Below are 13,812 nucleotides of genomic sequence, written 5' to 3'. Positions count from 1 at the left end.
TGTTGAAAACATTTGGTTAAAAACAAAGGCGTAATGGATACGCCTTTTATGCCATTAAAAATTATATTATTTTAGTGAAATCGTGGTATTAACGCCTTTACTGGCTTCATCATCAAACCAACGCGCGGTGACGGTTTTGGTTTGGGTGTAGAATTGTACCGCTTGTTTGCCATACGGTCCTAAATCACCCAATTTACTGGCGCGAGAACCGGTGAATGAGAACATCGGTAGTGGCACAGGAATGGGTAAATTAATACCGACTTGACCCACATCGATGTCTTGTTGGAATTTATGGGCTGCTGCACCTGACTGGGTAAAGATAGCCGTGCCGTTACCGTTTGGATTGGCATTGATGATGGCAATCGCTTCATCTAGGCTATCGGCGTACATGATATCAAGCACCGGTCCAAAGATTTCTTCCTTATAGCACGTCATATCGGTGGTGACGTTATCTAAAATAGTCGGTCCGACAAAATTACCGTTTTCAAACCCTTCCACCTTGATACCACGACCATCTAGCAGGACTTGTGCGCCTTCATCTGCGCCCGCTTGGATTAAGCGCTCAACACGCGCTTTGGCCGCTTTTGAAATCACAGGTCCTAAATCTTTGTCATCTTTACCGGCTGCCACCACCAATTTTTTGGCACGTTCAACAATGTCACCCACCCAGTTTTTGGCTTCACCGACTAGAATCACCACGGATAACGCCATACAGCGCTGACCTGCTGCCCCAAATGCGGCGCCCGCCAGTTGGTTAAGACATTGTTCTTTATTGGCATCGGGTAAGATGACTGCGTGGTTTTTAGCCCCCATCATACATTGCACGCGTTTGCCTGCTTGGCTTGCACGGTTATAGACGTGGGTGCCGACGGCAGTAGACCCCACAAACGAAATGGCTTTGATATCTGGATGGTCACAAATGGCATCAACGGTATCTTTGCCGCCATGCACCACGTTTAATACGCCTTTTGGAATGCCCGCCTCTAACGCCAATTCTACCAATCGCATGGTGACCATCGGGTTTTGTTCAGACGGTTTTAATACGAAGGTGTTACCGGTGGCGATTGCCATTGGGAACATCCAAAGTGGAATCATGGCGGGGAAGTTAAACGGGGTGATACCCGCACAAACGCCAAGTGGTTGCTGGATATTATACATATCAACGCCGGTGGCGACGTTTTCGATAAACGCGCCTTGCTGCAGGTTGCCAATGCCTGAGGCGTGTTCGACGACTTCAAGACCACGGAACACATCGCCTTTGGCATCGGCTAGGGTTTTGCCTTGTTCTTCGGTGAGCATGGCGGCAAGCTCGTCCATGTTGTCACGAATCAGTTGTTGGTATTTTAAGAAGATACGCGAGCGAGTGTTAATCGGGGTTTTTCGCCAGGTTTTGAATGCTTCTGCCGCCGCCGCGACAGCTTGGTTGATTTCATCGCTGGTAGTTTGGGGTACTTTGGCAATCACTTCTTGGGTAGCTGGGTTGGTCAGTTCAATCCACTCACTAGTGGTTGATTCGACAAATTCGCCGTTGATGAGTTGTTTTACAGTTTGGGTAGTCATCGTAACAATCCTTGTTTTTACCGTGTTGGGTGTATAGCGTTTGATAGCGTTAACGCGTTGCAAAACAGTGTGAATGAGTTAGGGGGTACTGTCAATAATACTTAATTACTTAAGTATTTTTTCTGGCGTAGTTTTGCTAGAGTGGTTTTGCTGGGCGGCTGCCATTGGGTTAATGACAATAATCTTTGAGGCTAGCTCACCTTTGCTGCGGGCGCCCAGTTTTTTCATTAAGTTGGCTTTATGTACCTCAATGGTTCTGGGGGATAAACCAAGTGACTTACCAATCTCTTTACAGGTATAGCCATTGACCATATACTGCGCAATTTGGGCTTCACGTGCGGTGAGCTGCGATTCGGACGATACTTGCGGTTTTTTTTCAAAATGCCAAATTGCCAGTTTGAAGGGGTCATCTGGGGTTAAGGTGCGTCCGTGGGTGGTTGCCCAAAATATCTCCCCTGTTTTGTGACGCATAAAGCGCTCATCGCAGTAATACATATTGGTCTGTAATCCCAAACCTGTTAAGGCTTCTTTGCCAATTTTTTCAAAATCTTCGACACTGGGAAACAATTTTTGCATCGATTGATTGAGTAGCTCATCGTGCGCATAACCGAACAAATTGGCAAAGGCATCGTTGAGTGCTTTGATACGCCGATAACTTAATACCACTATCGGCGTGGGCGCGTGCCTAAAAGCCAGTAAGGCATAATTTTCCATGACCATCATCCCTGATTTTTAAGCCCTGACAACTTATTGCCTGACAACTTATTGATTGCCATTAATAATCCGCCATCGCTTGTCTGACCGCCTCAATCGCGGTTGGGTCATCCAGCGTACTCATGTCGCCTGTTTCTTTGCCTTCCGCCAGTGCCTTGATAGAGCGGCGTAAGATTTTGCCTGAGCGGGTTTTGGGTAAAGCTTTGGGAAAATAAATAGCCGCAGGTTTAGCCAAGGCGCCCAACTGTCTTGCGACTTCACCCACGATTTGCTGCTCAATGCGGAAACGGTTTTCGGTTTCTGCTACTAAGTCATGATTTTTTAGAATGCAAAAGGCAATGGGTAGTTCACCTTTAAGCTCGTCATGGATGCCAACAACCGCTGATTCGGCGACTTCGGGGTGATGACCGATGGCTTCCTCGATTTCCTTGGTACCCAAACGGTGACCTGCCACATTAACGCTGTTTATATTTCGAATTTTTAACGATTAGTATTTCTTATGGTGATAATAGTTTGTGCTAACATAATTGTCCTGTTACACTTTTTAGACTAAAGCAAATAAGGGAAAAGTTATGAGCCAGACCAACGCCAACCCAGCTGAAAATGAAAAAAGCCTTGTATCGCCTCACGTTTTAAGCTTAAACCCTTTAAACTCGCATCCGTCAAATACGGCACTTGTTGAGCTTATCGACAATGATAAAGACTCTCCTTTGCTAGCGGACACCCAGTTACTTAGCCGTGTGCTGATAACGGTCGTTGAGCAGCAAACCTCAGAACCGGTCAAACAAACCATTAATAAGCTGTTAAATGGCGAAGACCCCCAGCAGACTATTCAAGCCATTTTGCCAACGCTCAACCATCAACAGCGCAAGAACCTCATTCGGGCTTGTGGCTTATTTGCGCAAGTATTTAACATCGCCGAAGACATGCACCATGAGCGTCGCCGCCTTGCCCACGAACAAGACGAATCTGCCTCAAAAAGTAGTTTTGCCCATGTGATTGATGAATTAAAAGCCCAAGGGATTGACAGCGATGAGTTGCAAGCACAGCTTGATGATACCTATATCAGTGCGGTATTGACCGCGCATCCGACCGAAGTGCAGCGTCAAACGATTTTATCACTGCGCCGTCAAATCCGTGCCTTACTTGAGCAATACCACACCGCGATTGGCTACCAACGTCATCGTATCGAGCAGCAACTAGAAGCCACGTTATTGTCGCAGTGGCAAACCAATGAAACCCGCCATTTTAAAATTACTGTCAAAGATGAAATCGACAATGGCATTGCCTATTTTGATTTAAGTTTTTTTGAAGCCTTGCCAAATTTATATCGCAAATTAGATTATCAGTTAAAAGAGCGTTTCCCCGATACTGACATGCCAAACTTACTTAATATCGGTGGTTGGATTGGTGGCGACCGTGACGGCAATCCATTCGTGTCAGCCGATACCCTTCGCTATGCGTTCAAACGCCAAGCGGCAACGGTGTTTTACTTTTATCGTGACCAACTGGGCAAGCTATACCAAGAGTTGCCGCTGTCTATCCGCCATGTCAAAGTGAGTGATGCGGTGCTGGCATTGTCCGAGCAATCCAAAGAAGATAATATCTCTAGAGAAGAAGAGCCTTATCGCCGCGCCATCGGGTTTATCTCGTCACGTTTAGTCGCTACCTCGCATACGTTTGATTTATCTTACGGTTGTCGCTTTGGGCTTAGTGAGCCCTACGCTGATTGTGACGAGTTTTTAGATGATTTGTATGTCGTTTATCAGTCATTGGTGGATAATGGCAGTGAGTTACTGGCTAACGAACGACTCACCGATATCATCCGCGCGGTGGAAGTATTTGGTTTTTATTTGATGCCATTGGACTTGCGCCAGTTTTCAGGGATTCATGCCGAAACGGTCCATGATTTGTTCAAACATGCCGATTTAGAAGATTATCTTTCTTTGTCTGAATCCGCACGTCAACGTGTGCTTCTGCGTGAATTGGCAACTGCGCGCCCTTTATACAACCCCTATATCACTTATGAGCCACAAACCCAGCGTGAGCTAGAGATTTTTCAAGCCGCAGCCGATATCAAAAATCGCTTTGGTGACAAAGCGATTACCCAAAGCATTATCTCTAATGCCGAACAAGTAAGTGATTTGTTGGCATTGGCGCTATTATTGAAAGAATCAGGGCTATTATTGGTCAAAGACGGCGTACCCATGAGCCGTATCAACATCGTACCTTTGTTTGAAACCATTGAAGCGCTGCAAAACAGTACCCGCATCATGAGTGAGTTACTGGATAAACCTTGGTATAAATCGGTGCTAGCCAGTCGTGACAATCTGCAAGAGATTATGCTCGGTTATTCAGATAGTAATAAAGATGGCGGTTATGTCACCAGTCAATGGTCGCTATACCAAGCTGAAATTCAGCTGGTGGAAATGGCAGAAAAATATGGCATTCAGCTGCGTCTGTTCCACGGTCGTGGTGGTAGCGTCGGTCGTGGTGGTGGTCCATCATTTGAAGCGATTTTGGCACAACCCGAAGGCTCAGTGGATGGTCAAATCCGCATTACCGAGCAAGGGGAAGTTATTACCGCAAAATATGCCGATGCGGGCAACGCGGAACGCAACCTTGAGACGCTGATTGCCGCAACGCTCAAAGCGAGCCTATTGCCAAGCCATAGCGAAAGCCCTGATAGCGACCTAATGAATCAATTATCGCATGAAGCCTTTAATTGCTACCGCGCGCTTATCACTCAGCCGTATTTTATTGATTATTTCTTGCAGACAAGTTTGGTTAAAGAAATTGCCAGTTTAAATATTGGCTCACGTCCTGCTAGCCGCAAGTCTTTGGCGCGTATTCAAGATTTGCGCGCGATTCCTTGGGTATTTTCTTGGATGCAAAATCGCTTGATGCTGCCAGCGTGGTATGGCTTTGGCACCGCAGTCGAAAAACTGATTGCAGATAACCCAGACAACTTAGCAAAACTGCAACACAACGCCCAACACAGCGCCTTTATGCAAGCCATGTTATCAAATATGGCACAGGTCATGGCAAAAACCGATATCGAAATCGCCCAAGCCTATGTTGAGCTTGCCAGCGATGCCACTGAAGCCAACGCTATTTTTGCACTTATTACTGCAGAATATCACCGCAGCCTTAAAGCCTTGCTGACACTGACTAATAAAGAGACGCTACTGGATGACAACCGTACATTGGCACGCTCACTTGCGCTACGCTTGCCGTATTTGAATGCGTTGAACTGGTTGCAAGTGGCATTATTAAAACAACTTCGCGAAGCGACGACTGATGAAGCGACTAGCGATAATGAAGCGTCTTATACTGCAGTGCTTAACTTGGTTCATTTAACTATCAATGGTATTGCCCAAGGCTTAAGAAATACCGGTTAGTAAGCGTTCAAAACAGCCTTAAATTACTTATTTTAAAAAATCGCTGGTTGTGTACTGGCGATTTTTTTATTGACGTTTTTTGATTGATGATAATTAACCCAAATAAAGCTTATCAAAATCCAACTCTATGCGCATGATTGCCGTTTCCCATGCCAATTCGGTGGGTGGCAATGCGTACAATGTCTGTGCAATTACTTTTAGCGTAAGCCCAATGTCCCATAGGTTATCTTGCAACGTTACACTGATATGGTCAGGATTTACTGTTAACACTAACATAGCACGCCCTTTTGTCATTTTGATTCATTATAACTGGGTTGTGATTAAATAGCTTGATTGTCATTAAAATGCGCTCGTCTAACCGGTGGATTTGATTTTATAAAAAAAACCCTTATCTAATAACCATATAAATAAGGGGATAGCCATGTCAGAAATTCAATTTAATGCCAACTTAAAAAAAGCCGAAAGCGATGCGCCACTCACTGAGCAGCAATTAGAGGCACTGGCACAAAAACGCGCCTATTTGCAAGAGCAGGCTGAAGACATCATTGCTATTGCACAATTACAAAATAACTCTGCGCTCAACTGTTTACACAAAATCAATGTCTTAGGCGGTACCTCAGAAAAAGCTTATAGAGCGGTAAATACCCGTATCATAACCGACCAAGACCCACATGGCGCTTATCATGCGGTGGCAATGGCACAATCAACCTCGGATTTGCCCTTTGATGTGCCTACCCTCGTAGATATTGTCATTGAGCAAGGTGAGCCAGCATTACAACTGCGGTTGTTAAAGCTATTTGATAGTCAACCGATTGCTGCCGAGCCGATTCCAAAAATTCGTGATAGTATCAATCAGCTAGGCGATAAAGCGGTGATTGCGCAGCTCAATCAGCATTTGTTAAATCGCCAATGATACAACAACAATAAAGGTTAGGAACGCTCCTAACCTTTTTTTATTGATAGATAATTTGACTATGACAATTAGGGACATTTAAAGGTGATGGTATATTCATAATCATCATCGCGGGCAAGGGTTTTTTTGCTACCAAACACGCTGCCAATCATGCCTATGGCTTGGTCAGCCGCGCGCCCCATGTTTTCATCCAACACGCCGTTATACTGGTAGCTATCGGTCAACACGATGGGCGATTTTCCGCGGCACTGCTCGGTTGCGATATGTAACGCATTTAACTTGGCGATATTTTTGCTTTTGCCTAACCCAGTGGTTTCTAATGTGTTGTTCGCGCGCTGTAGCACGGGTAAATTAGTTGCTGTACTTTGACAAGCAGATAAGCTCACTGCTGCTAACAGCGCGGCAGTTGTGATTTTTAATGGGGTGATGTTTAATAAAGACGATTTGAGCGATGATTTCATGATCTGCAGGCTGTCCCTTTTCAATAGCGGTGTTAAGTTTTTCATCATGTTAAAGTTCTCATCAATTATCAACAATACAGGCAAACTCACCATGTCAATAATAGAATTTGGTTGATGGCTTGTATTAGTGTGTGGTAAAAATTAAGCTGCCGCAAGTGGTCTTACAAATCATAAAATCCGCGCAACAATTGGCTGCTTTGTTGATTTTCAAACTAGCTATTTTGGGTGAAATTGGTTAGCATGATGGGTGGTTTTTTTAACGTTTTTTGCTTAGATTAGGACGATTATGCGCTCACCTGCCCACTCACAATCAACCCATTCGCAATTAATAGATGCCCCTTGCGGCAAGCTTGAAGTTGACGCGCTTTGGCAAGCTGACTCAACGGGCGCTGCCAACCCAAATGCCGCGTCAGTTGAGCGTGTTGCCATTCTTTGTCACCCAAACCCATTGCAAGAAGGCACGATGATGAATAAAGTGGTGACCACCATGTATCGTTTTGCCCGCGACCAAAACATGCATGTGGTACGCTTTAATTTTCGCGGTGTGGGTCAGTCAACGGGCGAGTATGGCAATGTCACAGGTGAAATCGAAGACGCCTTAACCGTACTTCAATGGATTCATAGCCAAACCGAGGCGCGCAAGCTATGGATTGGCGGATTTTCGTTTGGCGGATTTGTTGCTGCCAAACTTGCTCAGCTTGTCAATGAACAAAGTGCATTTTTGGGCGTGGATGATTTTGACATCACGGATTTGGCATTGATTGCCCCTTCTATTGAAAAAAACGACACCTCAGATTTGCTACTGCCCACCGCGCAAACCTTTATGATTTATGGTGCGAATGATGAAGTGATTGCGCCAAGCTCGCTACAACAATTTGGGGAAAACTTTGGTATTCAAACGCACATCATTGACGATACAGGGCACTTTTTTCATGGTAAATTAGGGGAATTAAAACAGCTGCTTGAAGCGTTAAGTAGCAAATAACGCAGTTTTTATTTTATCCTTAGTTTCTGTTCTATGTTTTTGATGGGTGTTTTTGATTCAAATTTTTGCTGTATTTGACATCGTGCGCTATTTGGCACTTTAATGCCGTCTATTCAATCGCATCTATTTATTGAATACCCCTACGTCAAAGCACGTTGAAATGGAATTTTGACAACTTTTTAATTTACGCTGAGAGACAACATGCCTCACTCAAATTTACGACCCTTACAACGCTATGAGCTTGCGCTAAAATCTGGTGAGTTTAGCGAAGATGCACAGCAGCGCGCTGCGATGACTTATTTGGACAATGTCTATGAACAAATCATGGACAATCGCGCCAAACAACGTGGGCTGTTTAGCTTTTTAAGACGTACTGAGCCGCCCAAAGGGCTATATATGTGGGGCGGCGTGGGTCGTGGTAAGACTTGGATGATGGATATGTTTTTTGAGTCGGTGCCCGCCGACAACAAAATGCGCCAGCACTTTCATCACTTTATGAAACGGGTGCACGCCGAGCTCAACAAGCTACAAGGTCAACCAGACCCGCTACAGAAAGTCGCCGATATCATCCATAATGAAGCGGATGTGATTTGTTTTGATGAATTTTTTGTCTCCAATGTCTCCGATGCGATGATTTTGGGTGATTTGTTTACCATGCTATTTAAAAAAGGCATCACCTTGGTTGCCACATCAAACATCGTGCCAAATGGCTTATATAAAAATGGTATTCACCGTGACCGTTTTTTACCTGCCATTGCCGAAGTTGAAAAAAATTGTACGGTTATGAACATTGACAGTGGCATCGACTACCGTCTGCGCGTATTGCAGCAAGCCGAACTTTACGTGTCTCCGTTGACCAAAGAAAACATCCACTGGCTTGCCAACCGCTTTACCGCGCTAAGCAACAACCAACACATTATACAAGACCCCATTCATATCAATGGTCGTGATATCGCCATCAAAGGTCGCACCGAAAACACCTTGTACATTGATTTTCGGGCATTATGTATGCAGCCGCGCTCAGCCAGCGACTTTATTGAAATTGCTAATGAGTTTAGTACCGTACTTATCGATGATGTGCCCGCGCTTAATGATGTGATTGCCGACCCCACTCGAAGGTTTATCTATCTGGTCGATGAGTTTTATGATCGCCGCGTCAAGCTTTTGGTACGTGCAGAACAGCCAATTTTACAACTGTATGATGGGCAAAAATTGGCGTTTGAAATTGAGCGTACGCGGTCACGGCTGTTAGAGATGCAATCAGAAGAATATCTCAAAGCAGAACATCGTTTGGATGAGATAAAAAAAGAAGATATGACTATTTAAATAATCCAAAGCCTTAAATTGTTATGCAGGTGAGTGGCTTTTACGATGTATATTCCCAAAGATTTTTCCCAAACCGATTTTGAAGCCAAATTTAAACTTAGCCAAAATAAAACTTTGGATAATCAGCAAGGCGTGATTGACGGTTTAACACAACTGCAATCAGCTTCAGCGGATAATATGGCAACGCTAATCAATCACCTTTTTAAGGAATAAAAATGACAAATTCAGCAATTTTAGACTTTATCAAATCACGCCGTTCAATCGGCAATCTTGTCGCCCCTGCGCCCACTCATGCACAAGTCGAACAAGCGATTGAAGTCGCCCTATCTGCCCCCGATCACAAGGATTTAAACCCGTACCGTTTTATCGTACTTGAAAAGCAAGCGCTCAACAACTTAGGCACGGCGTTAAAAAATGCCGCGATAGCACAAGGTGAAACTGACGAGAAAACCCTCAACAAAGCCGAAAACATGCCGCTGCGTGCGCCGATGATTATCGCCTGTGTCACCGACTTTAAATCCCATGATAAAGTCCCCCATTGGGAACAAGTAGCAGCAAGTAGTTGTGCCGTGCAAAATCTCCTGCTTGCCTTGTCGGCACAAGGGTTTGCCACCGTCTGGCGCACCGGGCCACTGGCCAATGCGCCTGAGGTCAAACGGTACTTTAATGTAACCGATGATAACCAAGTCATTGCCTTTGTCTATGTTGGCACAGCCGTGTCGACCATGCCACCGCGTTCTAAGATAGACGTCACACCATTTATTGTTTATGATAATGGCACAAACCAACGGCTAAGCTAGCCGTTTATATATTTTGCTCATGTAAAGGGTGCCCTGTTGTCAGTATTTGCAGGACAAGTGGATTCAAGGATTTTCAATGAAAAAACCCCAGTTAGCAACCAATCTAAGTGAAAATTTAGAAAAGCTGAATGTCAATCGTGAAAAAGCCAGCAAGCTGTTTGCCGACGTCATTGAAAAAGCGGTCAAAAAGTCCAAACCTGACACCACAGCGCTATTAGAGAAAGACTTAGACATAGAGACAGACTTAGACAATCAGCTCGCCAACGAGCCTGCGCCCCTCAAAATTGCCGTGCTGGGCGGTGGTAGTTTTGGTACGGCAATGGCAAATTTATCGTCCAAAAATGGCTGCGAAGTCACGCTTTGGGTACGCGATAAACGCAGCGTCAAATCGATGCAAAAAACCCATATCAACAAAAAATATTTGCCCGACCATAAGCTTGATGAGCGCCTGCAATTTACCCATGATTTGCAAGCAGCCGTCAAAGGCAAAGATTTGATTTTTGTGGCAGTGCCTAGTGCTGCTTTTCGCGAAACCTTACAAAAAATTGCGCCTTTTATCAGCGCTCAAGCCATCGTGTCTTTAACCAAAGGTATGGAAAAAGATACCTTTGCGCTAATGAGTGATGTGATCGCGGATGAATTGCCCAATGTGGCTTTTGGCGTGATGAGCGGTCCCAACCTAGCCAAAGAAATCATGAATAATATGCCGTCTGCTACCGTGATTGCCAGCCAATCTGCAGCGCTACGGCTTGCGGTGCAGACAGCGCTGCACAGTGCATTTTTTCGCGTGTTTGCCAGTGATGATTTAATTGGCGTGGAGCTTGGCGGCGCGCTCAAGAATATTTATGCCATCGCCATGGGCATGGCGGCTGCCTATGACATCGGGGAAAACACCAAAGCCATGATTTTAACCCGCGCATTGGCTGAGATGAGCCGATTTGGTGTCCAAGCGGGGGCTAATCCGCTGACCTTTTTAGGGTTGTCGGGCGTGGGTGATTTGTATGCAACTTGCTCATCGACCTTAAGCCGTAACTACCAGATTGGTAATATGCTAGGGCGTGGCATGAGCCTTGACCAAGCCATCAAAAAGCTGGGGCAAACCGCTGAAGGGATTAATACTATCCAGCAGGTGAATGAAAAAGCCATGAAAGAGGGTATTTATATGCCAATTACCCATGCCTTGCACGATATTATCTATGAAGACAAAGCGCCGCTTGGGGTTGCGTTAAACTTGATGGAAGCAGGATTTAGAAGTGATGTGGAATTTGTCATGCCGCATCAAATGCAGCCAAAGCATAACTGACAAACATAACTTTAAATATTTTTAGGTAAATACATGCAATTAATTTTAGTTCGTCATGGCGATGCAGGCGCTTATACCCTGCCAGACCATGAAAGAAATTTATCAGCACTGGGTCAAGCCCAAGCTTCACAGACCGCACAATGGCTTGCCGAAAACTTTGAGCCCGATCATTTTATCGTCAGTCCTTACAACCGCGCCCAGCAAACCCTTGCCAAAATCCAGCAATTTTTTCCCCATGTGCCTGTGACCACGTATGAGGGCATCACCCCTGATAACGATGCAGACATCGCCGTGGATGCGCTAGGCGAATTGGTTGGCGACTGCATGGTGGTGGTTTGTCATATGAATATCATTGCCAAAATCGCCCATATTCTCACGGATGAACCGCTAGAGGGTTTTGCGCTGGCTGAAGCGCGTGTATATGATATGGGTATATTGGCACCCAGTCTTGCCGCTGAGATCAAACGCTTTGTTCCCACCTGTTAGGTGATTTAATTTGTCAATTTTGTGTAGGACACTTCTGTGATTCATATTTGGTTGCCAACTCAGCATGCTGCCTTACGTTTATGGCAACAAACCACCCAGACTTGGCAAACGGCTGACGATTGGCAAACTCTTGCGACCCTTGCCAATCTGCAAACCACCCAATCAGCCAAGCTACAAGCCTGTCTGTATTTTCCTAGTGTCAGTTTATTAACAATCCAGCCTACCCTTTCAGCAAGCCAGCTCAACGCTTTGGGCGACACCGGCAGGCGCTATTTATTTGAAGATATCAGCATTGGGTCGGTAGAAGATTTACAAGTCAAAATCCAGCCGACCGCTACTAACAGCGAGTTACCCGCGTTATTTGGGCTTCATGCTGCCGATATTCATTCATGGATTAATGCCGCAGCTTTGGCAGGTATTGAGATAGTCGCTTTATTGCCAGATTTTTTATTGCTACCGACCATAGATAATAGAATAGATACTAGAATAGATACTAGTATGAATACTAGGGCTATACCTACCACAAGCGCGGTGTATTACCAAGATGCAGATACCCAGTTATTAAAACTCCATACTTATCACGGCATGGCGGTTAGTTTTTTACCGCTGGTACTCACCAAATTACCCATGCTAGAAACGCTATATTTAACCGGTTTTCACGATGAAACCGTTATCCAGCAATTAGCCAGTATGCCTAATTTATCCGTAGAGTCTTCTGAGTTGTTGCCTACCCCAATCAAAGACCCGGTCAGACATTTTTTTAACTTTGCCACAATCAAAGGTAAAACGACGCTTGCGCCTTATGCCAAAGTCATCGTCCTAGTCAGTGTGTGTGCGCTGCTGACAACCTTTGCGGTCGATGCGCTTCGTTGGTATTATTATAACCAAGCACAAAAACAAGCCGCAACTTTGCTGGCGCAGCAATACGCCCAGTGGTTTCCCAATGAGCCGCTTAATAGCAAACTTACCCTACAACGACAGTTATCTGGCAAATTAACCACCCAGCAATCAGCCACGCCAAACGTACTTCAGACATTATCGTCCATACAGCCGATATTACAGCAATACCAACTGACTGCCAAGCAGCTTAATTTTCAAAATAATCACTTACAACTGCAGCTTTTATCATCAAGCAATGATTCATTAAACAAAGCCGTTAATGACATGGTAAACAAAGGAATAAAAGCAAAACTAGGGTCTGTCGATGCCGCGATGCCCGCTGCGATGTCTTCGAATACTGCCAGTGCGGTTTCCAGTGCCGTGGCGCCAAATTCTGCTGGCAGTGCCCTTGCCATGATAGATATTGAATTGGCAGACTAAACCTACGACCGAGATAAATTTATGAAACCGCACGCCTCACTGAGCCAATCCCTGCAAAAACTAACCACGCCTCTGGGTCATGCCTTTCAAAATTTATCACGTCGTGATCAGATTGCGCTGATGATATTGGCAATTTTCTTGCTTTTTTTTGTGGTCGGTGTCGGTGGTTGGACGCTACACAGCAAAGCCAACCTGGCACAAAAAAAATACGATGACACCATGGCAGATGTGTTTTGGCTACGCAGTCAAGCAGGTAACATTAATCCCAACCAAACCCAACAAGTCAATCAAGCCGATGCTATCAAACAAATACTTAGCCAATCAGGTATTATCAATGCGCAAGTGGTCGAGAATGGCAATACTATCCAAGTTGCTTTTAGTCACGCGCAGGCGAGCGTAATCACCAATATATTTAATCAGTTTCAACAACAAGGTATCCGCATCCAGCAACTACAAATCAACCAGCCAGCCCTCGATAAACTTGAAGTACAGTCTGTCTTATCTATTAACTAATAGTAAAAGTAAGTAATAGTAAGACCATAA

15 protein-coding genes are annotated in these 13,812 nt (G+C 45.0%); 10 read left to right on the top strand and 5 right to left on the bottom strand.

Going from position 1 to position 13,812, the window contains the following annotated elements; genetic code table 11:
- Positions 1–66: 66 nt before the first annotated feature.
- From AXE82_RS00495 to AXE82_RS00485, 3 genes are all read right to left on the bottom strand, one after another.
- Positions 67–1,560 carry a CoA-acylating methylmalonate-semialdehyde dehydrogenase gene (locus tag AXE82_RS00495; protein ID WP_062330215.1) on the bottom strand — a complete coding sequence of 498 codons (1,494 nt, stop codon included), beginning with the start codon at positions 1,558–1,560 and terminating at the stop codon, positions 67–69.
- A 105-nt stretch (positions 1,561–1,665) separates the two neighbouring features.
- Positions 1,666–2,274 carry a LuxR C-terminal-related transcriptional regulator gene (locus AXE82_RS00490; protein ID WP_062330213.1) on the bottom strand — a complete coding sequence of 203 codons (609 nt, stop codon included), beginning with the start codon at positions 2,272–2,274 and terminating at the stop codon, positions 1,666–1,668.
- A 61-nt stretch (positions 2,275–2,335) separates the two neighbouring features.
- Positions 2,336–2,728, bottom strand: a complete 393-nt coding sequence (locus AXE82_RS00485; protein WP_062330210.1) for an AMP-binding enzyme — start codon at positions 2,726–2,728, stop codon at positions 2,336–2,338.
- Positions 2,729–2,846: 118 nt separating this feature from the next.
- On the opposite strand from AXE82_RS00485, the gene ppc reads away from it, so the two are divergent.
- Positions 2,847–5,675, top strand: a complete 2,829-nt coding sequence (ppc, locus tag AXE82_RS00480) for a phosphoenolpyruvate carboxylase (protein ID WP_115304589.1) — start codon at positions 2,847–2,849, stop codon at positions 5,673–5,675.
- Between the two features lie 93 nt (positions 5,676–5,768).
- On the opposite strand, the gene AXE82_RS00475 is transcribed toward ppc, so the two are convergent.
- Positions 5,769–5,951, bottom strand: coding sequence for a hypothetical protein (locus AXE82_RS00475; protein ID WP_147285566.1), 183 nt, complete (start codon positions 5,949–5,951; stop codon positions 5,769–5,771).
- Positions 5,952–6,096: 145 nt separating this feature from the next.
- On the opposite strand from AXE82_RS00475, the gene AXE82_RS00470 reads away from it, so the two are divergent.
- Positions 6,097–6,588: a hypothetical protein gene (locus tag AXE82_RS00470; protein WP_062330206.1), complete on the top strand. Its 492-nt coding sequence runs from the start codon at positions 6,097–6,099 to the stop codon at positions 6,586–6,588.
- Positions 6,589–6,656: 68 nt separating this feature from the next.
- Here AXE82_RS00470 and AXE82_RS00465 read toward each other — a convergent pair whose 3' ends face one another.
- Complete coding sequence (locus AXE82_RS00465; RefSeq protein ID WP_062330204.1) at positions 6,657–7,049, bottom strand: hypothetical protein; 393 nt, start codon at positions 7,047–7,049, stop codon at positions 6,657–6,659.
- Positions 7,050–7,335: 286 nt separating this feature from the next.
- Between AXE82_RS00465 and AXE82_RS00460 the strand changes: the two genes are divergently transcribed.
- The 8 genes from AXE82_RS00460 (at position 7,336) to gspM (ending at position 13,782) form a co-directional block, all read left to right on the top strand.
- A complete protein-coding gene (locus tag AXE82_RS00460) occupies positions 7,336–8,034 on the top strand; it encodes an alpha/beta hydrolase (protein ID WP_062330202.1) in 699 nt (232 codons plus the stop codon).
- A gap of 201 nt (positions 8,035–8,235) precedes the next feature.
- Positions 8,236–9,360, top strand: coding sequence for a cell division protein ZapE (gene zapE, locus AXE82_RS00455; protein ID WP_062330200.1), 1,125 nt, complete (start codon positions 8,236–8,238; stop codon positions 9,358–9,360).
- A gap of 45 nt (positions 9,361–9,405) precedes the next feature.
- On the top strand, positions 9,406–9,573 hold the full coding sequence (locus AXE82_RS12155; protein WP_156627575.1) for a hypothetical protein: 168 nt from the start codon (positions 9,406–9,408) through the stop codon (positions 9,571–9,573).
- A gap of 2 nt (positions 9,574–9,575) precedes the next feature.
- Positions 9,576–10,160 (top strand): nitroreductase family protein, encoded by a 585-nt coding sequence (locus AXE82_RS00450; RefSeq protein ID WP_062330198.1) that lies wholly within the window; start codon positions 9,576–9,578, stop codon positions 10,158–10,160.
- 76 nt (positions 10,161–10,236) lie between these two features.
- Positions 10,237–11,463 carry an NAD(P)H-dependent glycerol-3-phosphate dehydrogenase gene (locus AXE82_RS00445; protein ID WP_062330196.1) on the top strand — a complete coding sequence of 409 codons (1,227 nt, stop codon included), beginning with the start codon at positions 10,237–10,239 and terminating at the stop codon, positions 11,461–11,463.
- A 33-nt stretch (positions 11,464–11,496) separates the two neighbouring features.
- Complete coding sequence (gene sixA, locus AXE82_RS00440) at positions 11,497–11,949, top strand: phosphohistidine phosphatase SixA (RefSeq protein WP_062330195.1); 453 nt, start codon at positions 11,497–11,499, stop codon at positions 11,947–11,949.
- A 36-nt stretch (positions 11,950–11,985) separates the two neighbouring features.
- On the top strand, positions 11,986–13,269 hold the full coding sequence (gene gspL / locus AXE82_RS00435) for a type II secretion system protein GspL (protein WP_062330194.1): 1,284 nt from the start codon (positions 11,986–11,988) through the stop codon (positions 13,267–13,269).
- 21 nt (positions 13,270–13,290) lie between these two features.
- Positions 13,291–13,782 carry a type II secretion system protein GspM gene (gspM, locus tag AXE82_RS00430; protein WP_062330193.1) on the top strand — a complete coding sequence of 164 codons (492 nt, stop codon included), beginning with the start codon at positions 13,291–13,293 and terminating at the stop codon, positions 13,780–13,782.
- The last annotated feature ends 30 nt before the right edge of the window (positions 13,783–13,812 follow it).

Source organism: Moraxella osloensis, from assembly GCF_001553955.1.
Taxonomy (GTDB): Bacteria; Pseudomonadota; Gammaproteobacteria; order Pseudomonadales; family Moraxellaceae; genus Faucicola; species Faucicola osloensis.
Note: the sequence above shows the minus strand (reverse complement) of the source record. Positions and strands in the feature narration are given on the sequence as shown.

Coding starts and splice junctions, on each gene's coding strand:
- AXE82_RS00495 (WP_062330215.1), bottom strand. CDS start 1,560: ATGACTACCCAAACTGTAAAACAACTCATCAACGGCGAATTTGTCGAA.
- AXE82_RS00490 (WP_062330213.1), bottom strand. CDS start 2,274: ATGGAAAATTATGCCTTACTGGCTTTTAGGCACGCGCCCACGCCGATA.
- ppc (WP_115304589.1), top strand. CDS start 2,847: ATGAGCCAGACCAACGCCAACCCAGCTGAAAATGAAAAAAGCCTTGTA.
- AXE82_RS00475 (WP_147285566.1), bottom strand. CDS start 5,951: ATGTTAGTGTTAACAGTAAATCCTGACCATATCAGTGTAACGTTGCAA.
- AXE82_RS00470 (WP_062330206.1), top strand. CDS start 6,097: ATGTCAGAAATTCAATTTAATGCCAACTTAAAAAAAGCCGAAAGCGAT.
- AXE82_RS00465 (WP_062330204.1), bottom strand. CDS start 7,049: ATGAAATCATCGCTCAAATCGTCTTTATTAAACATCACCCCATTAAAA.
- AXE82_RS00460 (WP_062330202.1), top strand. CDS start 7,336: ATGCGCTCACCTGCCCACTCACAATCAACCCATTCGCAATTAATAGAT.
- zapE (WP_062330200.1), top strand. CDS start 8,236: ATGCCTCACTCAAATTTACGACCCTTACAACGCTATGAGCTTGCGCTA.
- AXE82_RS12155 (WP_156627575.1), top strand. CDS start 9,406: ATGTATATTCCCAAAGATTTTTCCCAAACCGATTTTGAAGCCAAATTT.
- AXE82_RS00450 (WP_062330198.1), top strand. CDS start 9,576: ATGACAAATTCAGCAATTTTAGACTTTATCAAATCACGCCGTTCAATC.
- AXE82_RS00445 (WP_062330196.1), top strand. CDS start 10,237: ATGAAAAAACCCCAGTTAGCAACCAATCTAAGTGAAAATTTAGAAAAG.
- sixA (WP_062330195.1), top strand. CDS start 11,497: ATGCAATTAATTTTAGTTCGTCATGGCGATGCAGGCGCTTATACCCTG.
- gspM (WP_062330193.1), top strand. CDS start 13,291: ATGAAACCGCACGCCTCACTGAGCCAATCCCTGCAAAAACTAACCACG.